This window comes from Parabacteroides sp. FAFU027 (assembly GCF_022808675.1).
GTDB lineage: Bacteria > Bacteroidota > Bacteroidia > Bacteroidales > UBA7332 > CAXXIC01.
In genome coordinates, this window is record NZ_JAKZKV010000004.1 from 285548 (window position 1) to 310276 (window position 24729).

The window sequence follows — 24729 nt, forward strand, 5'->3', positions numbered from 1 at the left end:
TTATATTTTTGAAAGTCTCTGTTTACAGTGTTTTGATGATAATGACCTGATTACCGGACTTTACTTTAATGATGACCACTCCGGTTTGCCGGATGGGCATGGTGTCGGTTTGCGCTTTCGTGTAGCTCAATAGTTGTCCCTGTGTATTGAACAGTGTAACTTCATCACCGGGATTTAAACCAGTCAGATAACTGCGGTTCTCATTCCGGACTACCTTCAGGTTAGAAGTTTCGACTTTGGTTACCGCCGAAGAAATATTCTTTACTTCGATGGAAATGCTGTTGGAAGTTTGCGGTGCATAGATAGCATTTCCACTATATTTTGCAGTGAAGGAGTGTGTGCCAAGGCCCAATGAACAGGCGGTATAAGTTGCCTTTCCGCTATTATCAACCGGCAAAACGCCAACTACCGTATCGTTATGATAGACGACAAATGAGCCAGTCGGTATAGCGGTTGCACTACCTGTTTTTTGAACTGAAAGATTCAGCAGAACAGTATCCCCCTGGTGCACCTGAGCCGAAGCTACATTCAGGCTAACACCGGTTTCGTATGAGCGATTCAGTGCTGAAATGCGATAAAGTTTAGCTCCGTGATTATTAACCGCAGGGACAAACTGTGTTCCCGAGAATGTGCCGCTATCTTTCCTGGCCCACATATCCCGAATCAGGCAATTTCCTGTAAAACCGAGCTGATTCAAATCGACCGGCATGGATGCCACGGAAGTATTTGCCGGGTCTTGCGTGAAGGCCATAAATTCAACCGAAACACCATTGGCTGCAGAAAGCACCTCGTCATCAAATCCGCAGAAAGATTTAAAGGTCGTGTATCCGGCAGGAAGACTAAACTGGATGGTCGAATAAGCGTTAACCCCGTATCCATTAGTGTATGTTTTTCCATTTACCGTAAGCGTATTGCCATTGAGACTCTTGTTGGTATGCACCATATCCCAACCGCTGGTTGCACTGACCGGAGTCAACGTGGTTAGTTTTAACGAGTCTCCGTTGGGCTTGTATATTGTAGGATTAATCCAGTCGGCGTGGTCGTAATTGTAGTTATCCCCTGCATCGGTTACCACCAGGTAAAGTTTGGTCGCTCCGGTAATATCGGCTGAAATGGTTTTACCGGCACGCTGGTTGGTGCGGCTGATTCTCCCTGAATTCGCTATCGCTTTATTCACATCCACGTTACGCACAGTAGGGTCCTGGTTGGCAACGGCAAATTCCACGGTTGCGCCACCGGTCTGGTCAGTACCTCCTTTATCCAATCCGGCAAAGGCTTTGAATCGGGTGTAACCGGTCGGTATCGGGAAGAAGATGGCCGATTTGGAGTGGGTTCCAATTCCATTGGCAAAAGAAACACCTTTGACTGTTAATGTTCCACCGGAAATACTTTTGTTTTTAGTTACGGTACCCCAGCCGGCTGTTGCATATTCCCAGGTCATGTCAGTCAGCTTGAGCGAATCGCCGTTATCTTTGTAGAGGGTCGGATTTACCCAATCGGCGTGGTCATTGGAATAGCCGTCCCCGCCATCATTTACAATCAGAAAAAGTTGAGTGGTTCCCTGGGGCAGCGGAATATCAATATTTACACCATAGTTGTCGGTCAGTCGTGAAATAGTTCCGCTTCGGTAAAGCAGGTTTTTGGTACTGATAAATCCGTCCCCACCGTTGTTGAACAGGGCAACGAATTTATCGCCGTTATTCGGGTCATCAGCAGTCCAGGCCACCTGGTCATTGGCGTTAAACCACTGTTGGTTATTCACAGATGACTTATGCATGGCCAGTACCTCATCGTTCGTAATCAGGGCTTTGGTAAATGCAGTATTGTCAGGCAGGTTACCGCCGAACATCAATGGTGATTTGAAAATAGTCCATAGGGTCATCAGAGTATATTGCTCATCCTGGGTAAAATTCGTATAGCGATTGGTGGCACGTTCTCCGCGTATAAATTTCCCCAACGGAAGCATATCAGCATCGGGCCATGTTCCGGGTGCGATGTAAGGAGCCCATCTGTTGCACACATTAAACTGGTAATTCAACTGGCTCCAGTTGTCCCAGAAATCATCCACGGTGCGCCACATATTGGCATGCGTACGTACATGGTCATATTGTTCGACAGGAGTTTCTCCGGGAGACATACTCAGTACGATAGGTCGTCCTGTACGGTTAATGGCTTTGCGTATCATGTTGATTTCATCGGTGTGGTAAGGGCGGGAAAGGTCATCCACCTTTACAAAATCCACGCCCCAAGAAGCATACAGTTCGAATAAGGAGTTGTAATACTCCTGTGCCCCTGCATTGGCAGCCAGCACGGTGTAGTTGTCCTGCAACCAGGTACACTGGTCGGCTGTGGTATAGATATTGGCTGCTGTTTTTCCATTACCGTCCTTAATCGGCAGATTATTGGTTACGGCAATCTTCGGCACACCACGCATGATGTGAATCCCGAATTTAAGACCTTTGCTGTGAATGTAATCAGCCAGCGGTTTGAATCCTGCGCCATTGGCTGCCGATGGGAAACGTGTTGGCGACGGCATGTAACGGCCATACTGGTCATAGACAAATGTGGAATTAGCATAGGCATTGTAGGTTCCGGTAGTCTGGTTATCGACATACCAGCGGATGTCCACGATTACATATTCCCAACCGTACTGTTTCAGGTTGGTGGCCATGTAATCGGCATTGGCTTTTACTTCCGACTCTACGACGGAGGGGCCATAACAATCCCAACTGTTCCATCCCATTGGAGGTTTGAGTGCCCAGGTTTGAAACTTCAGCTCTTTGCCCGTCTGGGCATTGATTAGCATTGAAAATAAGAGAAGGCAAAAGGTAAGATTTTTCTTCATGGTATTATGTGATTAAGACAGAAAAATATACTACTGAGAACCGGTTAAACGTGTTTATTGCCACTTTGGCTCAGAGACCAGTTCTGCGTTCAAAAGGATTCTTACAAACGTACTGATTATACATCCTAATCAGGTGGCGTATTTCAGTCATTTACCCGTCATAAATTGGTCAAAGCACAATCCGGGAGAGCCTCTGAAAAACGATTCAGACACCACTGTACTTACAAATTTATAGTTGTACCGTTTCGACTGCCCCAGTTTGACTTCACCGATTTATCGATACCCATTAAGGATCGCTATGATAATTTGTTCTTACAATTTGTCGCTTTTATCGGGTAGTGAAGGCTGTTTTAGATGTTCAAAACCGGGGAATGACAATATTGTCCACCTTTATTGAAAGAAATAGCCTCGTAATAATCAGGAATATCCTCTATATTTGTCAATAAGAGCTTATTAACCAATCTATCATACCTACATGAAAAAAACGAATCTTTTCGTGCTGAGCTGTCTGCTCGGTCTCCTCTCCGGAGTACATGCCCAGACCAGCTACACCAGTAAGATTACCAACCCCAGTTTTGAAACGGGAAGCGGAACCGGATGGACATGGTCCGGAACAACCGGTTATGCCTGGATAGGTCCCAACACGGACGGTGATGCAACCAAAGACGGCTCATACATCAACGGCCTCTGGAACAGCAGTATCGGTGATGCCGAATGTGCTCAAACCATTACCGGACTTCCGGCAGGTTATTACAAAGTGACCGCACTGGTCACCGTCAGCACCAACCGCCTGACCAATCAGCGACTGTTCGTTACTTCGGGAGGAACTACAAAATCAATGCTTTACGGTCCGTCAACCCATACTGCCTATTCAGCGGCCAATCTGACAAAACTGGGTGCAACGGAAACCTATTCCTTCGGTGGCTATTCGGAGTCTTCGGCTGAAAACGGACCATTCTATAAACTATCGGTGGTCAAACAGGTTACAGATGGTTCCCTGACTCTCGGTATCCGCGTTAGTGGCAAGTCAACCACCAAAGGGTATGATTTCTCCTATACAACCAAAGGGGATGCCGGATTCTTTAAGTTCGACAATTTTACGCTGACTGAAGTTTCAAACGTGGCAACTCTGGATTATATCTCATTGAACAGTGGTTTCCTGGATGTGACATTTAATCCGGGTACGTTGACCTATACCGCAACTTTTCCCGATGGTGTTACTTCAATTACACCTTCGGTAATTCCGACCGTTGAAGGTGTGACTGTCACAGGAACAGGAGCCGTGGATGTTTCTTCCGGTAGCGGCGGCTCGACCATTACCGTTACGGCACTGGATGGAACAACTCAGAAGACCTATACCATCAACTACAAGAAAGAGGTCACCGACCCGAGCGCACAGCAAGCTAAGCTTTATACCAACGAGTTTCCGTTGAGCGATGTTACCTTGCTGGATGGTCCCTTTAAGCATGCCCGTGATCTCAATATCCAGACTATTCTGAAATACGATGTAAACCGCTTACTGGCCCCTTACCGTAAAGAGGCCGGCCTGACAGCAAAAGGAACCAGCTACGCCAACTGGATTGGTCTGGATGGACACATCGGAGGGCACTATCTGACTGCATTAGCTATCAACTATGCCGCAAAGGGAGATACAGCCTGCAAGCGATTGATGGATTATGTGGTGTCCGAGTTGAAAACCTGTCAGGATGCCAATGGCGTAAATAATGCCTCATGGGGTGTCGGTTACGCAGGTGGTGTTCCTTCCAGCGCATCCGTATGGTCAACATTTAAGACAGGTGATTTTACCAGCTTCAATGCAGCCTGGGTGCCCTGGTATAATTTGCATAAAACATACGCCGGCCTGCGTGATGCCTGGCTGTATGGCAGCAATACTACTGCAAAAACCGTATTCTTAGCATTCTGTGACTGGGCCATCAATATCACATCTGCCCTTACCGATACTCAAATGGAGACCATGCTGAATATAGAACACGGCGGTATGAATGAGATTTTTGCCGATGCTTACCAGATGACCGGCAATGCCAAATACCTCACTGCTGCGAAACGTTTTTCACACAAAGTGATATTGAACAGTATGGCGGCCAAAACAGACAATCTCGATGATAAACATGCAAATACACAAGTACCGAAAGCTGTCGGATTTCAGCGCATTGCCGAAGTGTCGAAAGATGCCACTTATACCACAGCGGCCCAGTATTTCTGGCAAACGGTAACCTCCAACCGTTCTCTGGCATCAGGTGGTAACAGCCGAAAAGAATATTTCCCGGCAGCCTCAGCCTGCAGCGATTATGTCAATGTGCCGGAAGGTCCGGAGTCATGTAACACCAATAACATGCTCAAACTGACCGAAGACCTTTTTCGCATCAGTCCGCAGGCAAAATATACCGACTTCTACGAGCGTGCCCTGTACAATCATATTCTTTCGACCCAGCATCCGGATCATGGCGGTTTTGTCTATTTTACACCGGCCCGTCCCCGTCATTACCGGGTTTATTCGGCACCTAACCAGGCCATGTGGTGTTGTGTGGGAACCGGAATGGAAAATCACGGGAAATACGGAGAGTTTATTTATACGCACAGCCAGGATTCGTTGTATCTGAACCTCTTCGTTGCATCGGAACTCAACTGGAAAGATAAAGGTGTGAAAGTTCGCCAGACCACCTCTTTTCCCGAAGAAGAAAAGACCAAACTGGTGATTACCGCGGATGCCCCGAAAGCATTTACCCTGATGGTTCGTTCTCCGAAATGGGTGAAAGCCGGAGCACTGAAGATTGTAGTCAATATCGATACGTTGTCTATAATCTCAGTTCCGCAAAGCTATATCGGAATTAACCGTACCTGGAGTAACGGGGATTCTGTCCGCATCCTGTTGCCGGTGCAGAATACCATCGAGCAGATGCCGAATGTTTCATCGTATGTGGCTATCATGCACGGCCCGGTATTATTGGGCGCCAAAACCGGCACTGAAGACCTGACCGGTCTGGTAGCTGATGACAGCCGCTGGGGACACATTGCCAATGGAACGCTTTTACCATTGGATAAGGCTCCGGTTATTGTTAGCGACCGGACTTCCATTCCGACGAAGCTTGTTCCGGTTGCCGGAAAACCGTTGAATTTTACCGCAAAAGCATTGTTTGTGACCAAAGCGGATTCGGCATTGGTACTTGAGCCATTTTACAAAATCCACGATTCCCGTTACATGATGTACTGGATGGCATTGACTAAAGCCCAATACCAGGCTGTACTGGATAGTGTGGCGGCAGCTCAGGCGGCAGCGCTTCAACTGGAAGCCCGTACCGTGGATAAAGTGGCTCCGGGAGAACAACAACCGGAAGTGGACCACAAGCTGCAATGTACCAACTCTTACACAGGCAGCTACCAGAATGAGTTTTGGCGGGATGCCCGTAGCGGTGGATACATCAGCTACAGCATGCTGACCCAAAAGAAATCGGATTTGTCTCTGATGGTACGCTATTGGGGGAATGAAACTGGAAGCCGCTCGTTCGATATCCTGATAGATGGGGTTAAACTTACGACCGAGAATATCGTGGGCAAATGGAACCTGAACCAGTTTGTCAATGTGGAATACCCGATTCCAAATTCCATGACTACCGGAAAGGATACCATTATCGTAAAATTCCAGGCCATCAATACCAGTAACATTGCCGGAGGTCTGTTCTATGTCAGGTTATTGCAACCGGCCGGGACCAGTGAAGTGATTACCCCCAAAGCCTCAAAGAATGGCTGGGCGGCTTATGCTCTGAATGGTCAGATTGTGGTTACCGGGCTGCCTGAATCATCGACCATATCTGTGTATGACTATTGTGGTCACCTGTTAACCCAGGCTACAACGAACCTGACGACGCTGGCTATTCCCTGTGTACATAAAGGATTGAAACTAATCCGCGTGACATCAGGTGGTAAGTCCGGAACGGAAAAAGTAGTTGTGAAGTAGAAATAATAATCACCTGATAAAGGTGAATGAAGGCGGTTCCGGCATAAGGTTGGAGCCGCTTTCTTTTTTACTTCCGGCACTACATATATTGGCTCTCCTTGCCGAATAAGTGTATCTCCCGACTGAGAAACTGCATCTCCGGGTCAGGAAACCGCATCTCCCGATTGAGAAATTGAATCTCCTGACTGAGAAACCGCATCTCCCGGTTAAGAAACTGCATCTCCTGTCAGATAAACAAAAACTCAATAGAATAGAGGCATAATCCCTTATTGACTGAATCTTCACCCTTTTTGATTCTTATTAAATCCTTGTTCAGATTGAGTAACAGTACTTTTGTTTGTTTTTAGCCTTAATGCGTTGAAACACTGTATTTACTTAGTCTGATACGATATGAAGAAATCCATTTACTCCTTTTTTCAAAAGCGGGTCATACTGGCAGCCTTGTTGGGCACCGGTCTGTTGACGCACTTTTCACTGGATGCGCAGGATACCACTACCGGTCTTATCCTGAAGTATTCGTTTGACAATGTCACCGGGACAACGGTCACCGATGATTCCGGCAATGGCAAGACCGGTACGCTTCAGGGCGCTGCTGCCGTAACCACCGGATATACGGGGAAAGGCATTGTCTGTACCGCCAAAGCCGACTACATCACAGCTCCGGCAAACATCAATTCCGGTCTCTCTTCTTTTACTTTTTCGACCTGGGTAAAGATGACCGCTTTGAAGAATGCTACCCGCTTTTTCGATTGGGGGACAGGTGCAGACGGTACCAATAATTTCCTGGCATTTATCCCCAGTTATAATGGCGATGACCAGTATATGGCATTGCGGTTCCGTCCGGCATCCGGTACAGCTGTCAATATCGCTTCGACAGAAAAATGTCCCGTTGGTGCGTGGGCGCACATTGCCGTCACCTATAGCTGGAACGGCTCATCGGGAACCGGTACCATTTACCTGAATGGAAAAGCCGTCGGCACAGCTTCCGGTATCACTTTCAATCCTTCGACATTCCTGGGGAGTACCGCCAATAACTACTTCGGATATTCCCGTTGGTCAACCGATACCAACGGATTCAACGGGATCTTCGACGATATCCGCATTTATAACCGCGCGTTAACAGCCTCTGATGTTTCGGCGTTGACCGGACTGGAGGAACTGACTACTCAATACAACCAGCTTAGTCTCGGTGATATTTCCGCCGTGACCGCTAACCTGACTTTGCCCAAAACACTCGGAGATAAGGGTGTCAGGGTTTACTGGAAATCATCCTGCAATAAAATCATTGATACGATGGGCGTTGTCACCCGTCCTAACTATTTCGATTATACGGCTACCCTCACGGCCACCCTTTCCAATGGCATTACCACGATGACGAAAACCTTCACGCCTAAGATTCTAGCTGCTGACGGAACGGGCTTCACCAAAGACCTGCTGGTGCGTTACGACTTCTCCAACCTGAGCGGTGTGACTGTCAAAGATGTCGCTGAGAAACAATTCTCCGGAGCTTTGAGGAATAATGCGACCGTTGTAACGATGGGTACGGCGGAAACCGGTATCTATAATGTGCTGAAACTGGGTGCTACATCCGCCTACTTCGATATGGGTTATGAAGTGGGTAAGATGTTTAGCCTCCTCAACGACTATACCGTAAGCGCCTACTATCGCATTGATGCGGCGAATACCAGTCTGGCTAACGCGGGAAACATGATTTGGTGTTTTACAAACAGTGCCAATGCATCATCTTTACAAAACGGCTATCTGGCGGCTAGTCTGTACGACCAAAGTCTTAATGTTACTCCGACCTACAATGTAGGTACGGGCAATCAGTCCTTATCATTCCGGAGACAAGCGCTGAAGGGCAACTGGCACCACATCGCCTATACGCAGAAAGGAACCCTCGGCACCATTTACATTGACGGCATCTCTATGGGAACTGACCAAATCACTAATCTACCCGTTTCTACATTGGTCAGAGAGAGCTCTTCGGGGACCCTTTATAACTGGATTGGTCGTTCATGTTACGCCTCGGATTCTTATCTGTCAAATGCATTGGTCTATGATTTCAGGTTGTATAAAAAGGCATTGACTGCGCTGGAAATCCAGCAAACGGAATTGAATGTCCCGGCCAATATTGCCAATCTGGAGGCTGCCTATAAAGCCTTTGCCGGAACGGCCAAAACTGCTGAAACCGCTATTTCAGACCCTGTCATTCATGCTGTTCCCACTTATCTGGAGATTTTACAAAACGACAACTCTACCCAAAAAGTTCCGTTGACCAGTTTCAGCAAAATGACCGCTACGGATGCACAGACCAGCATCGTACTGACCTCCGGAGCATTAAACTTCGCAACGGACGACATCCGCAAAATGGTATTGAGTGACGGCACGGCCTCTATTCCTACCGTGCTTGCCAAAGCAGAGCTGTCACTTTATCCTAATCCTGCTACCAGTTACATAGTCCTTCACCGCCCGGAAGCAGGGCAGGGGACAATCAGTATCTATTCCATTGCCGGACAACAAGTGCTGACCCTGGAGGCCGGCGCACAGGATGTGTCCATCGATGTCAGCACTCTTCCGCAGGGAGTTTATATTGTAAAATCAGGAATTCACGTAGCTAAATTCTCGAAAAAATGAAGAAAGGAGTAATATTCACCATAATTGCATTGCTGGTCCTGACCTCGCTGTTTGCGACCGACAAAACGTTGAACTTTTTCAAAACCAACCGACAGGTACTGCGTTTTGCCCTGTCCACCATTGATAGTGTAAAAACGAACAATAGCACCAACCAGATATTGATTCATAAAAAGGACGGAACCAAGAGTACCGTCAGTATGACCGAGATCGATAGCATGAACTACACTTCGGGCGAATACCTGCTGCCTACTGTCCAGTCTCTTTCTATCGCTTATGATTACTTTCTGGGAAAGGCGGTCTGCATTGCAAATATTTCCAACGATGGCAGCAGTAATATCATGGACAGGGGCATTTGCTGGTCCACGAAACACAACCCTACCGTTCTGAACGCTAAAACCGCCAGCGGTACGGGGGCCGGACAATATTATGGTATCATGACAGGGTTAATTACCGGCATTACCTATTATGTCCGTCCTTATGCCACCAATTGCCTGGGTACAACTTACGGAGAAGAAAAAACAGTTGTGTATATGCCAAACTATGTGTATGTCTCCACGGCCTATACCGGTAGCGGTGTGCTCGATAAGACCGGAACCTACTTTATGGGACGTAGCATTGAATCTGACCATTTTATCTTATTCTGGGAACCTGGTTTTGGCAATGATCCATCCACAGCCGCGACGGGATATAAGACTGATGTAAATCTTGTGCTGCAACGGGCAGAAGCCTGTTATAAAATGTACACCGACTCGCTGAAGTTTGTGGACAAGAACAGCACCAGGATGAATAACTATAAAATGATTATCCTACTGAAATACACCACAGACTGGGTGGCGAGTGGCAGCGGATATGACAATACGATTGGCGCCCTGAATATCAGCCCGTGGGCAGCTCCCTCGCGCACCGGACAGACGATTTGTCATGAAATCGGCCACTGTTTCCAGTATCAGGTGCATTGTGATATCGGTGACAATAATCGCGGATTTATGTATGTTTTGGGTAGCGGTACCGGAAATGTTTACTGGGAAATGTGTGCCAACTGGCAGGGATATCTGGTAGCGCCCACCGAGACCTTTTCCGGTGATTTCTTTGGCGGATTTACTAAGAATACATTCAAATCGCCTTTTCATGAGGATACCCGCTACAACAACTATTTCATCAACTTCTACTGGAACTACAAACACGGTAACGGCGACATGGTCGGACGCATCTGGCGTGAATCGATCAAACCGGAAGACCCTGCTCAAACCTATATGCGCCTGAACGGTCTTACCCTGCAACAGTTCAACGACGAGAACTGGGATATGGGCGCACGTTGGGCTACCTGGGATATCCCCGCTTTAAGAACGATGGGGGCAAACTACATCGGGGCAATTTCCACTACGATGAAGGCTTCAACGGATGCCGGATTCTGGAAGGTGGACAGTGCTCAGTGTCTTCAGGACCACGGTATCAATATTATCCCGCTGAAGATTTCAACAAAACCAGCTACTGTAAAAGTAACCTTCCAGGGGCTTGCGGGTGCGAGCGGATATAGAAATGTGGACAATGTATCGAGAGCCGGATGGCGTTACGGTTTCGTAGCCCTACTGAGCGACGGTACCCGTCTGTATGGCCAGACCGGCAGCGATGCCAACGGCGGAACGGCTACACTGGATATTCCGGCTACCACCTCCAGGCTCTGGTTGGTGGTAACCAGCGCACCATCCACCTATAAGGTTCACTCCTGGGATGATAATGCTGCAAACGATGAACAGTGGCCTTACCAGGTAAAATTCGAGAATACAAGTTATTAAACACACCGATTGTATGTGATGTGCCTGAATTATTGTTATATTTACCCCCAATCCCTCTTATGGGGATATAGGAGTGGAAAAATGCCATATTAATACGACATTAATTCAGTTTTATGTCAGAAAATATAAGTTTTTGAGAAGACTTCCATCGGCATTAATGATGTTACCAGCCGGATGGAAGAAGTTACGGACATTTGTCCGATAACTTGAATGTGTGGTTATGAAAGCCGTGGTGATTGTGAAATCGCTGCGGCTTTTTTTAGTTCGCCCAGCATGGGCGATAACCTAGGGTAAGCGCCATGTCGCGCATTCGGTTATTATACCCTATGTTATGCTTATGTCAACATAGAGTCAACCTGTACCTGGGATATAGTAATCTTGGGTATAGGTTTGACTGAGTGGAAAGGTGACCGAAGAGAGCTTTAATTCTTTGAAGAATAGCCGGTAGGGAGGACTAGGATTGGATTGTATCTGGATTTATATATATTATCTGAAAACACAAATAAGAGTAGGGTTGATTTTTATAGGTTTTATTATTTCTGTCATGTCTGCTTAAGCAAGTAAAGTTAATCTGTGGTTGTAGCTAAGTTTTGATTCGGTTTTTGTATTTGAATTTGAATGAATGATGCCTATATTTGCAGTAACTTTATTCCGGATATATACTCAGACATCTTCGGATACAATTTAACCTTGAACGCTTCAACCGATAGAAAAACGTATTGAGCGTAGCTAAAACGATAAAACCAGTAATACATGAAAAATACTTTACTTGCGTTATTTCTTTTTCTACTATCATTTTCGACTTACTCCTCAAACGCAAAGTTTTACAGTATAAACTCTCTTTATGGAATATCCATGCGGGAGGTTGCTTCCGTATGTAAAGATAAAAACGGATTTATCTGGGCTTCATCAAAAACCGGGGTGCTAAGGCTTGCTGGTGACGACTATAGAATTTATCAGCTTCCCTATGAGAATGCAGATATTGTATCAGTAAGACTGGTGTATTCAAAGTTGGGATTGCTGGCTTATACCAATAACGGACAGTTATTTCGATACAATGCAATCGAAGATCGTTTTAACCTGATGGTGAGTATGCCGAAGGTTTTGAACAATCGGTTCTTGGGTGTTAATAGTGTCGAAATTGATGATGACGGAAGTTATTGGATGGCAACTACATTTGGTCTTTACCGGTATCGGAAAGGGCATTTAACTCTCATTAAAAATACGGATGAGACTTACTTTACAACGAAGTATGATGCAAATCAGCTATTTGTTGCCAAATCTACAGGAATTGGATTATTGAATATACATTCGATGAAGCGGAAATGGCTTTTTCGTAATAATGCGCAATCCGGACTTCATGTATCTAAGTTTTTCTATGATAAAAAAGCGAAAAGACTTTGGATTGGAACATATTCTAAAGGTTTGTTTTTCTATGATTTGGGTAAACATACTTTATTGAAGGTGCAGATAACAAGTTTTCCCAAACAACCGATTTTAGCCATTGAGGCAAATTCCGATTCTACAATTCTTGTAGGAATTGATGGTCAGGGTATTTGGGAGTTGAACCGAGCAGGAACCAAGGTGCTGAATATATATAAAGAGGATGTGGATGATCCCTCATCACTTCGTGGTAACGGAGTATATGATATTTTCAGTGATCAAAACAAACGTGTCTGGATTTGTACTTATAGTGGTGGCGTTTCTTTTTTTGATCAGACTTCACCTCTCGTTGAACAACTAACACATAGAATCAATAATCCCAACTCTTTGGGGAATAATAATGTAAATAAGATCATTCAGGATAAAAGAGGGAATATCTGGATGGCTACGGATAATGGTATAAGTCGTCGGGAAGCCGGGACAGGACGGTGGCAGACGTTTTATCAAAATAAGCAAGAGCAGGCGCGGGCTTTTCTGTCTCTGTGTGAAGATGACAAAGGTCGGATCTGGGCCGGGACTTATTCCTCCGGTATTTATGTTCTGGACGAACAGACCGGACGTGAAGTTGCTCATTATTCCGAAGATACGCCCGGATCAACATTGGAGAGCAATTTTGTACTGGATATATTCAAAGATAGCCAGGGGGACCTCTGGATTGGCGGAATACGAGGAAAGATAATTTGTTACCTTTCAAAGGAAAACAAATTCAGGACATTCACTCAACAACCTATCAATGCTTTTGCTGAATTGTCATCAAACCAAATGCTTTTAGCCTGTTCATATGGCTTATGTCTTTTAGATAAAAAATCCGGAGAGATAAAAACATTACTGGATGGATATATGGTACAGGATTTGATGACTTTAAATAACGATGTCTGGATTTGTACTTCGGGTGACGGGCTGGTTCGATTTAATCTGAAAACGCACAAAACGCAAAAGATAACAACCACACTGGGATTGCCTTCGAATTATGTGAATAGTATAATGAGTGCAGACGGATATTTATGGTTAGGAACAGAACGTGGATTGTGCCGCTTAAATCCCAATAATATGGGAGTGCTCACATATAACTCTGTTTTTTCCCTCTCCCGCGTATCTTATAACCGAAACTCTCATTGCAGGCTCAGAGATGGTCAACTGGTCTGGGGAACCAGTATGGGCGCTGTTCGCTTTTCACCTGAGGCTTTGACCGGTATAAAATCTCAAGGAGCCATATTTTTCCAGGATCTTAGTCTGGCTGGTCGATCCATTCGCGGAAGCCTCAGCACTCCTTTAGATAGTCTACAGGAGCTATCATTGAACTATAATCAAAATACACTAAATCTGGAATTATTGTCTATTGGGAATATTTTCGGAGCAAAGTATTCCTGGAAGTTGGAAGGTCTTGATAATGAGTGGAGTCAGCCGTCGGGAAACCATTTTATAAACTATTCAAATATACCAAGCGGAGATTACCAGTTGAAGATAAAACTTTATGATAGTTCGCTCTCTAAGGTAATCGCGGAGCGAACATTGAATCTGACTATTGTCCCTCCTTTTTGGAAAACCTGGTGGTTCAGACTGTTTTTGTTTTTACTGACTGTCGGTATTATTTATTTTATCCTGAATTATTATATCGAACGGCTCAAGCAACAACATACAGAAGAAAAAGTCCGTTTCTTTACCAATACAGCACACGATATCAGAACGTCACTGACATTAATCAAGGCTCCGATTGAAGAACTGACGAAAGAGCTAAACCTGTCGGATGTAGGACGACACTATCTTTCACTGGCAACTGAACAAGCCAGACGTCTTTCGACAGTGGTGACTCAATTGATGGATTTTCAGAAAGTGGATATCGGTAAAGAACAACTCTCTCTAAGAATGGTTGATGTTGTAAAATTGGTTGAGCATCGAAGTATGATGTTTGAGTCTTGTGCTAAAAGTAAAAACATTGATCTGCAATTTGACTCAGACCAGGAATGTTATCAATCAGCTATCGACGAGTCCATGATGGAAAAGATAATTGACAACCTGATTTCCAATGCGATTAAATATTCACATCCGGATAGCCGGGTTCAGATCAGTTTGAGATGTAACCCCGATATCTGGACTCTGGAAGTGCAGGATCATGGGATAGGAATCAGCAAAAAGGCCCAACGCCAGCTATTCAGGGAGTTTTACCGTGGAGAGAATGCTATAAATTCGAAGATTGTCGGTTCGGGTATCGGGCTTTTATTGGTGAAAAATTATGTAGCACTGCATGGCGGTGATATCAGTTGCGAAAGTCAGGAAAATGAGGGTTCCACCTTTAGGCTTGTAATACCATTTAAAGAGATGGTTGAGGATGAGACTTCTGCCAAAGGAATAATATCCAAATCACTACCTTATGTAATACCGGAAAAGGGATCTCAGATCCAAATGCAACAGGAAGAGTTGCCTAAACGGGAAATGCGTATTTTAATTGTTGAGGACAACGATGATCTACGTAACTTTATGAGATATCCGCTTCAGACCGAATTTGAGGTCTTGTTGGCCGAAGATGGCGTAGAGGCCTGGGAGATGATTCAAAAAGAGATGCCTGATCTGGTTGTTTCGGATGTGATGATGCCCAATATGGATGGATTTGAGCTTTGCCGGTTAATGAAATCGACTTACGAAACATCACATATTCCCCTTATTATGCTTACCGCACTTTCCGGAAAAGCTGAGCAGTTGCATGGATTGGGTCTTGGAGCAGATGACTATCTGACTAAGCCTTTTGATATGACTTTGCTGGTTCAGCGGATAAAAACGATTATTCGTAACCGGGCTGCAGTAAAAGAAAAGGCGCTAAAACTGATTAAAGTCCCGACTAGCAATAATGACCAGATTCTGACAAATGAGCTAAACGATAAGTTTCTCAAGAAAATGTCGGAAGTGGTACGGGCAAATATTTCAAATTCAGAGTTTGGGAAAGATGATTTTGCTGCGGCTATGAATGTAAGTTCGTCATTACTTTATAAAAAGGTAAAGGCGCTTACCGACCAGTCTCCTACTGATTTCATAAAAGTAGTACGGTTGGATTATGCGCAGGAATTGCTACAGAGCAGAAAATACAGTGTTACAGAAGTCAGTGAACTCTGTGGGTTTTCTTCCATCGGATATTTCAGCACCGTGTTTAAAAAGCATTTTGGGAAATCTCCGACAGAGATCTAATTTTATATTTCAGATCAATAGTGTCATTCAAATACAAATGAGAGCCGATTTTCGTAATTGGCTCTCATTTTTTGTATATAGATTTTGCATTTTAGCCGATATGTTTAAAATTGAAAACTGAATATCTAAAAACGAAAGTTTTAGAGGAGGTGTTTTGCCTATGTTTGTAACGGTCATTGAATTAATGAATTATGAGGCGGTGCTGATGTTGTGTTGTAAAGATTGGCCTATAATTTATTCATAAAGGTATATCTGTTTTATTTCCCGGAAAATTCATCATAAACAAATTAATGTGATGGTTGCTACTACAGATACAATCAGGCTTTTTGTTAATTCCAATTATAAACAAATTTAAAACCGTGATTTATGAAGAAAATTACACTTTTGACAGCTGCCCTTTTAGTCGGCTTAACTGCTTTTGCAGAAACTAAAATTACGTACAGTTTTGACAATGATGTGGCCGGTACTACCGCAATTACACCGCCGGCAGCGAATACATCAATTCTGACAGCCAATGGAGGAACTGCTGGTGTTGTATCGTATGCAGGTAATGATATGACCAGTAATTGTTTGAAAATGTACACCGGCGGTGTAAAGAATCTTACCGGAGTATTGAACCTTAATTCGTTTCCTTCAAATGCAACAGATTATTCTGTTATCTGGAAAGAATATCTTTCGGTAGCTTCAGAGGCAAAGTTTGGCGTATTATTAAGAGGGAATAATCCAAGTCAGGATGCAAATACAGGTTACGCTCCGGGGATAATGGAGGGGTATTATGTCATGGCATATATTAATTCGCAATTACAACTGGCCGGACGAATTTACAAAACCAGTGCTGCGGCAGGTTTAACACGTCTTGATCCTTGGAATTCCAGTGTTTATACTATCAGTTCGATTGGGACTCCAACCTGGCTGAAGGCTACAGTTTCAGGAGTTAGTCCGGTTACGATTAGTATCGCCTGTTCAACTGACAGTGTGGCATGGAATACCTTACTATCTTTTAACGATGCAAGTGCAACTCCTTATACATCTGGTTCTACTCAACTGGTGTGGGGAATTGCCGCACAAACAAATGACTATCGCCTGGATAATATAACTTATTATAGTAGTTCTGTGCCAACAGGAGTTGAAGCTACAAAAACATCTCCTGTAGTTGTGTCAGAAGAATATTATACGCTGACTGGAGAGAAAATAAGCCATTCGTTAAACGATTTGAGAGGTTTGTACATTCTTAGACAACATTTGTCTGACGGGACAGTTCAATCCTCGAAAGTCTTGTTGAAATAAGTTTGTGATTTGTGGTTAACTATTACAGGGAAGGCAAGCTCTGTAGTTTAAGCAGGAGTTTTGATGACGAGGAAAAGGTCTGGAACTCCTGCTTTTTTTTAAGTCTGTTCCAAATCAATGCTGTCGAATATTAATAGATATATGAGGAAATTAAGTGTGTATTTTCAATCTATTTTGATCATATAAGTGTCTGAAATCATCATTATATCTAAAATCAAAAAGCAAATACTCAATATCAAAAAAGAAATAACAGTGTTGTTGATACTTTTGTACTTCATGATTCCGATATATGATCGGGAAGTATGAAAATTGTTTTTGTATTAACTTTAAATTATTTGTTTATGAAAATTCTACTCAGTAAAAGTATTCTTCCATTATTGGGAGGTGTTTTGTTTTGTAATGTAATGGTGGCACAAAAGGTGGATTTGAAAAATTCCGGTGCAAGTTTGAAATCTCAAGCAGTGGAAGCTCAAATTTTCTACTCTGTATCTACTCCGCCAGTCATTGATGGTATTATTGATAATAAAGACAGCTGGTCGGCAAATCAATGGAAAGATCAAACATCAGTAAAAGGAACAGCAAGTGGTTCAACATCAAAATTTCAGCTAGCCAAAGATGCGCAGAACATATATCTGGCTGTTCAGGTAGTTGATAATACACCTCATTCTGAATTTTCAATAGCGAATTCATATGAAAGAGATTGCGTTGAAACCTTTTTTGCTATGGATCCAACAAGCACCTCCTATGCATCTGGTGTTTGGCAGGTAAGAATACAACGGGATGGGAATCAGCTGACAGGCCGGTCTAGCGGGCAGTGGTCACTCGATTCTACCTCAATGGCAGATAATGGATTTGAATTTAAAACGGTATCAACATCAGAGGGATATGTTCTTGAAGCTAAGTTTCCGATTTCAATGCTTCAGCAAGATGCTACTTTTGATGGGGCAAATTTGAAATTTGATATTCAAACAGCAGATAATACCACTGGTGAAGCAGGGGGAAGAACATGTCAGTTGTTCTGGCAAGATAACAGTGATACTCAATATAATGATCCAACAAAATTTACTGATATTCAGTTTTCAAGTCAAACAGCCCCAATGTCTGTGAAAAGTATTTTTGAGAAACAGGGATCTGCTTTTGTTGATAATGGTGCTATTCAATTAGTGAATGTTGATGGAGTAGTTGAAGTGCTCAATATTAATGGCATCTTAGTTAAAAAAGTGAATGTAAATGGAGGACAAACATCTATTTCTGGCTTGGCTAAAGGGGTGTATATTGTAAAAGGCAATAATTTGTTAACTAAGATTGTTCTATAAACCACGGTTTTAAGAGAGATCAAAGTAAAAGAATATATGTGAGGGTATCCAAGTTGGGTATCCTCATTTTATTTGAGCACATCTACAGATTGAATTTCAAATATTCAATTCTCAGCGCTTTCATTTTCCTTTTGGAATGCCCTCATATTCTACTTTATTCAAATTATAGAATATGCTAGGTATATGTTATTCTGATTTTGTTAAGTGTCTGTATTTTAGATGTCTATATGCTGTATGTGTTGTTTGTTATATCTGAAACTGGAAAACAAATGGCTGATTTTTGAAAATGAGAATTAGCCACTGGTCTATCTTCGCATTAAGTATTTGAAAATACAAATGAGTCAATGGTATAAAATCTGTACATGAGAATTATAGCATAAATAGGTATGACAATAATAGAGTTTAAGGTAACCAAGATTGGTAAATTGTGGTAAGAATAGGATTGGAGTGAAAATCACTCCAATCTGTATTCTTTATTGAAGTCTTATTTAATAATCTGTGCCATATCTCATTTGCAAAATTAAATCTCCAGAGATATTCATTACTCCACTCCGTGCAAACTATTTAAATTATATTATACACGATGAGAAAACTATTTGCGGCAGTTTTAGTTGGAATGAACTGCTTCTTTTTTCCACTATCAGGATTTGGACAAACCCCATCTTTTAACACATTTATGAATCCGGTGATTCCCGGTGATCATTCTGATTGTACTCTGAGTCAGATTGGAAGTCATTTCTATACAACGGGATCATCATTTAATCCAACCCCAGTTATTTATCATTCTACCGATTTGGTTCACTGGGAGGCGATTGCTCAACCAGTTTCTGCAGATTGGGCTTTATACGGAGATGCTCCAAGTGGCGGTTGCTGGGGTGGCCAGATCGTTTACTACAATAATAAATACTGGGATTTCTTTTCCAGAGCCAATACCATGTATTTTGTAACAGCCAATAAACCTGAAGGACCATGGAGTATGCCGATTAAAGTGAATAATCCGTCACAGCTTCCTTACGGTCTTGGATATGACAATTCAATCTTTATTGACGAAGATGGGAAGTGGTATATGATTGTAAAAAACGGACAGTCCAATAATGGCATTGTTGAATTGGATAAAACCGGACAACCGACAGGTGTTGTATATGACCTGACCTGGTTAAATCCCGGAACAGATATGCATCCTTTTAGTTGGGCGGAAGGTCCGGTGATGTGGAAACATAACGGTTACTATTATTATGCTTTTGCACGGGATGTGTCCGGAGGGCAGAAGGTGATGAGAAGTAAAACCCTGACTGCTGATAAATCGGCCTGGACATCGCCAGTCGATTTATTCAATGAAAAAGACCCTAACAAACCGGGTTCAATTTTCTTTGGCCCCAATCATGCATCAGGTGCAGTACATCTGAATGATGGTACAAGTTGGCTGATGCACCCGGTCTGGGCGCGCGCCAATAATAATGAATGGTATGGTCAGGGACGTCAGGGATTGGTTAATGAGGTAAAATATGGAACGGATGGCTCTGTATTGGCTGATTATCCGGTGAATCAGGTGAAAAGAGCCCCCCAATTGCCTTCAAGCGGTATTTCATGGATGGTTCCGAAGTCAGACTTTTTTAATTCTCAGAAACTCAATCCTGAATGGTCATTCCTTGGACAGACTCCCTCGTCACTCTACTCGCTTTCTGCAAGACCAGGTTGGTTAAGACTAAATCCTAAAAGTGCAACCAAAGCCAATACTGTGATAAAAACTGATCCGGAGCACAACTACTCACTGATCACACGGGTAGAGTTTAAACCAGACTCCGCAACCGATGAAGCCGGTCTGAGATTGATGAACGGATTGGAAAATCTGGCTGTGAAACTCTATTCCGCAAGAAACGGTAAAGGTCAACCGGTTATATGCTTCAGCTACGACAAGACTTTGTATCAAACAGTAAATACGGCCGGTAATAAGGCGGTTTGGCTGAAACTGATCCGGGTAAATCACGAGATGAGTGGGTATTACAGCCTGGACGGAGTAAACTGGCTTCCTGTTGGTGAAAAAATAGACGTGTCCGTTCTTGATCGCTTCACGAAAGATTATAACGGCTGGTGTGCAAACAGACAAGGATTGTATGTGCAGGGAAATAAGTCAGCCGATTTTGACTTGTATCTCTATCGCGATGCCTACACTCCGATTCTGGCAGAGTGTCCGGCGAATCAGTTTGGGACAGGGAAAAGTGCTGTTGTAGATGGTGTTTCTTTGTTGGGTGACATTCATAATAATGATTGGGCATTGTATGCCGGAGTTGAGTTTGGCAGTCCGGACTATAAAAAAACAACAGGTCAGGTTTCCTTTACTGCATATTGTGATACCCAAGGAGGTGTTGTGGAAGTGTGGCTCGATTCCATTGAAACCGGAAAGAAAATTGCAACCTGTAGGATTGGAAATACCGGCAGTTTATCCAAGGCAAATAGGTTTACGGTAAAAACAGCTCCGACTATCGGACGTCACGATGTTTATCTGAAATTTGTGGGAGAAGAAGGCCTGAAATTATTTGCCTTGAAGGAATTTGTCTTTACCGCAAAGTCTGTAAAATAGGTCTGCTGGCAGGTGTTTTTTATAGATGTCTTGGGGTGCCGATGTAAATTGCTGGTTTAAGATGGTTCTGGTTATTAGTGTATTAGCTGGGCTGATATAGTGTGCTTTGTTTAATATCCACAATTAGAAATGGAATATCCATTTTCAGAAATGGAAAAATGAAGGACGAGTTAACTTCACAATCTCAACAGGGGATTTTACTATATGGATCCCCTGTTTTAACCTGAAAAACAGAACTTAAATCTTACTAGGTACAGAATCCGATAGATTAAAAACAGACACAGGAAGAGACAAAAGGCGAGAAATTTGAATTTTCGGTTCCGGAGACCAATAGCTCAACTGTTTAGCAGAGGGATCTGGTTACTATATTGTTAATCTTAAAAATCATGTTATGGGCATTGTGAAAGACGATAGTTGAAATATTTAATACAAAGAGGAATTAGCAGAAATCAGAGTTATATATTGATTGCTGATTGAATTTTTTTATTTGGTGCTAATTGATACAAATCAAATTAATATGTTAATCAAAAATATAATGGAAAAAATATACGGGATTCTTTCAAAAGAGTTTCATATTTCAACAAAAAAGAGATTGAGACAAACAAGTATATTGCTTTTGTCATTGCTTTTTTTTAGCACAACGCTTATGGCTCAGACAAAGCGTGTGATAAAAGGGCGTGTTCTTGATGAAAAGAAAGAACCTTTGATTGGAGCAACTGTATTAGTTAAAGGACTCAAGAATGTAGGAACTGTTACTGATTTAAATGGTCAGTTTGTCTTAAGTGTACCATCTGATAAGCAAACCCTTGTAGTTTCATTTGTTAGTTACAAGACTCTTGAAGTTAATGTGGCAGGGAAAAACTCTGTAACGGTTCTGTTGAGTAGTAATACGCATCAGATGGATGAGCTTGTCGTAGTTGGTTATGGCCAACAGAAGAAAGAGAGTGTTGTAGCAGCGATAACACAAACTAAAGGGGAAGTACTCGAAAGAGCCGGAGGGGTTTCAAATATCGGATCTGCTTTGACCGGTAACTTGCCTGGTGTTATTACGGTCGCAACGAGTGGCGCACCTGGTGGTGAAGATCCCAAAATTTTTATTCGCGGTCAAAGTACCTGGAATAATTCAGATCCACTGGTTTTGGTTGACGGAATTGAACGTCCGATGAATAGTGTGGATATTAGCTCTGTAGCTAGCATCTCAGTTTTAAAAGATGCATCTGCAACAGCTGTATTTGGTGTTAAGGGTGCAAATGGGGTAATTCTGATTACCACAAAACGAGGAAAAGAAGGTAAGGCTGATATTCGTGTTGCTGTTAATACGACCTTGAAAGTCCCTTCTCGTTTAGCCACAAAGTATGATTCTTATGATGCGTTGCGTATTCGTAATATGGCTATTGAGCGTGAATTGGGTCTTTATTCAACGTCATGGGATAAATACACCCCATACTCTGAGTTGAATAAATATAGAAATCCAAGCAGTCAGGCTGAAGCTGAACGTTACCCTAATGTTGATTGGGCAGACGAATTAGTTAACAAATCCGCTATGTCGCATAATGCGAATATTAATATTTCAGGCGGTACCTCTTCTGTAAGATATTTCACGTCAATTGACTATTTGAATGAAGGTGATATTTTGAAAAAAATTGATGCCGGAAAATCATATGATCCCGGATATGGCTATCAAAGACTTAATGTTCGAAGCAATTTAGATTTTGATCTGACTAAAACCACTTTATTGTCTGTAAACTTGTCTGGTTCTTATGGTGTAAAACAGGATACTTATAATCAGGATGCATGGGAGTATCGTATCTGGCAAAGTATTTATAGTTCTGCTCCGGATATTTATTACCCTCATTATTCTGATGGTACATGGGGATATTATCCTCCGGATCCTGTATCCACTATTAACTCTGCTTTAACATTGGCTAATAATGGAGTCAGGAAAACTACCAATAAACGTATAAATACTGACTTTTCATTAAGACAAGATCTTAGTATGATTACCAAAGGTTTATCTGCTAAGGCATTGATCTCTCTTGATAACTCATTTCAGTCTGTAGGAGGTATTTACGACAATGGTAATGTGCAGCAAACATATATAGATCCTGTTACGGGAGAGGTAAAGCATAGTAACTATTTGGGCACTAACCAATTTGATTGGCTTCCAACTCGTTGGAGTGCAAATACTGATGCAGCAAATTATGGCGCAACTTACCGGAAGATGTTCTACCAGGCTCAGTTGGATTATGCCCGCAAATTTGGGAAACATGAAGTTTCGGGTTTAGGTTTGTTTAGCCGTGACCAAAGTGCAGGTGGTAGTGTATTTCCTAGTTATCGTGAAGACTGGGTAAGTCGTTTAACCTATAATTATGCGGGTAAATATTTTGCCGAATTTAATGGTGCATATAACGGTTCTGAAAAGTTTGGCCCCAACTATCGTTTTGCCTTTTTCCCTTCTACTGCTTTCGGATGGATGCTTAGTGAGGAGAAATTAGTGAAAAAACTTAATATCCTTGATATGTTGAAGGTGAGAGCTTCCTGGGGACAGGTAGGAGACGATAATATTTCCAACCGTTTTTTGTATGTGAACGAATGGTCTTATGGAGGCAATTCTCCTTTGGGGGCTCAGGCTGGGACTATGAGTCCATATACATGGTGGACTTTGAAAAAACTCGGAAACCCGGATATACACTGGGAGAAAGTGACAAAAACCAACGTGGGTATTGATTATGCTTTCTTAAAAGGTCTTTTTGCCGGTAGTGTTGAGTTTTTCAATGATCATCGTACGGATATTTTATTGGATGGTTCTCAACGAGCAATTCCTGGCTATTTCGGTGGTAATCCAGCGACTGCCAATCTGGGAGAGGTACGTGTAAAAGGATATGAGTTAAGCCTGAGACTTAATAAAAAACTAAATAAAGATTTTCGGGTTTGGGGTGAATTTAGTATGACTCATGCTAAAGATAAAGTACTTTTTGCAGATGATCCTCAGTTAAAAGATGATTATCAAAAAAGAGCTGGAAAGCAGATTGGACAATCTTATTCATACATAAGCAGTGGTTATTATAATACCTGGGATCAGGTGTACGGTAGCACCCAATTAAAAACTTATGATAAAGAAAAGTTGCCCGGTAACTTGAATATGGTTGATTATAATGCTGATGGAGTTGTTGATGATAAAGACAATGTTCCTTACGGCTATCCTGAACGGCCACAAAATACCTATAATGCTACTATTGGTGTAGAATGGAAGCATTTCAGCGCTTTTGTTCAGTTTTATGGGGTGAATAATTGTAACCGCTATTTATCATTAGGAAGTTTCTCTGCCCATTTAGACAGGGTGTATCATCAGGGTTCTTATTGGACGAAGGATGATACAAATGCAGATGTACCTATGCCACGTTGGAATTCCCATATGGATTATTCGGGTACAAATTATTTGTATGATGGTTCATACGTGCGTTTAAAAAATGCTGAGATTGCCTATACCTTTAATCAGTCTTATCTGAAGAAATTCGGTATTAACACACTTCGCTTATATTTAAATGGCGATAATTTAATTATGTGGACAAAAATGCCGGATGACCGCGAAGTAAATATGGGGCTATCATCAGCATATCCAACAGTGAGACGATTTAACTTAGGCCTTAATGTAACTTTTTAATATA

At 42.7% G+C, this 24729-nt stretch carries 9 protein-coding genes; 8 read left to right on the top strand and 1 reads right to left on the bottom strand.

From position 1 onward, the window contains the following. Window positions 1-22 precede the first annotated feature (22 nt). The gene (locus MLE17_RS08535) at window positions 23-2845 is read right to left on the bottom strand and encodes an NPCBM/NEW2 domain-containing protein (protein ID WP_243348359.1); all 2823 of its coding nucleotides are present in this window, start codon (window positions 2843-2845) and stop codon (window positions 23-25) included. Window positions 2846-3320: 475 nt separating this feature from the next. Between MLE17_RS08535 and MLE17_RS08540 the strand changes: the two genes are divergently transcribed. The 8 genes from MLE17_RS08540 (at window position 3321) to MLE17_RS08575 (ending at window position 24725) form a co-directional block, all read left to right on the top strand. Beyond that, the gene (locus MLE17_RS08540; RefSeq protein ID WP_243348360.1) at window positions 3321-6821 is read left to right on the top strand and encodes a beta-L-arabinofuranosidase domain-containing protein; all 3501 of its coding nucleotides are present in this window, start codon (window positions 3321-3323) and stop codon (window positions 6819-6821) included. Between the two features lie 390 nt (window positions 6822-7211). Beyond that, window positions 7212-9458: a LamG-like jellyroll fold domain-containing protein gene (locus tag MLE17_RS08545; protein WP_243348361.1), complete on the top strand. Its 2247-nt coding sequence runs from the start codon at window positions 7212-7214 to the stop codon at window positions 9456-9458. Further along, the gene (locus tag MLE17_RS08550) at window positions 9455-11254 is read left to right on the top strand and encodes a DUF6055 domain-containing protein (protein ID WP_243348362.1); all 1800 of its coding nucleotides are present in this window, start codon (window positions 9455-9457) and stop codon (window positions 11252-11254) included. Before MLE17_RS08545 ends, MLE17_RS08550 begins: the two co-directional genes overlap by 4 nt. A gap of 753 nt (window positions 11255-12007) precedes the next feature. Further along, window positions 12008-15877, top strand: a complete 3870-nt coding sequence (locus tag MLE17_RS08555; protein ID WP_243348363.1) for a hybrid sensor histidine kinase/response regulator transcription factor — start codon at window positions 12008-12010, stop codon at window positions 15875-15877. Window positions 15878-16243: 366 nt separating this feature from the next. Next, window positions 16244-17164, top strand: a complete 921-nt coding sequence (locus tag MLE17_RS08560) for a hypothetical protein (RefSeq protein ID WP_243348364.1) — start codon at window positions 16244-16246, stop codon at window positions 17162-17164. 341 nt (window positions 17165-17505) lie between these two features. Continuing rightward, window positions 17506-18480 carry a sugar-binding protein gene (locus MLE17_RS08565; protein WP_243348365.1) on the top strand — a complete coding sequence of 325 codons (975 nt, stop codon included), beginning with the start codon at window positions 17506-17508 and terminating at the stop codon, window positions 18478-18480. Between the two features lie 583 nt (window positions 18481-19063). Beyond that, entirely contained in the window at window positions 19064-21061 is a 1998-nt protein-coding gene (locus MLE17_RS08570) for a family 43 glycosylhydrolase (RefSeq protein ID WP_243348366.1), read from the top strand. Between the two features lie 535 nt (window positions 21062-21596). After that, complete coding sequence (locus tag MLE17_RS08575) at window positions 21597-24725, top strand: SusC/RagA family TonB-linked outer membrane protein (protein WP_243348367.1); 3129 nt, start codon at window positions 21597-21599, stop codon at window positions 24723-24725. Window positions 24726-24729 lie beyond the last annotated feature (4 nt).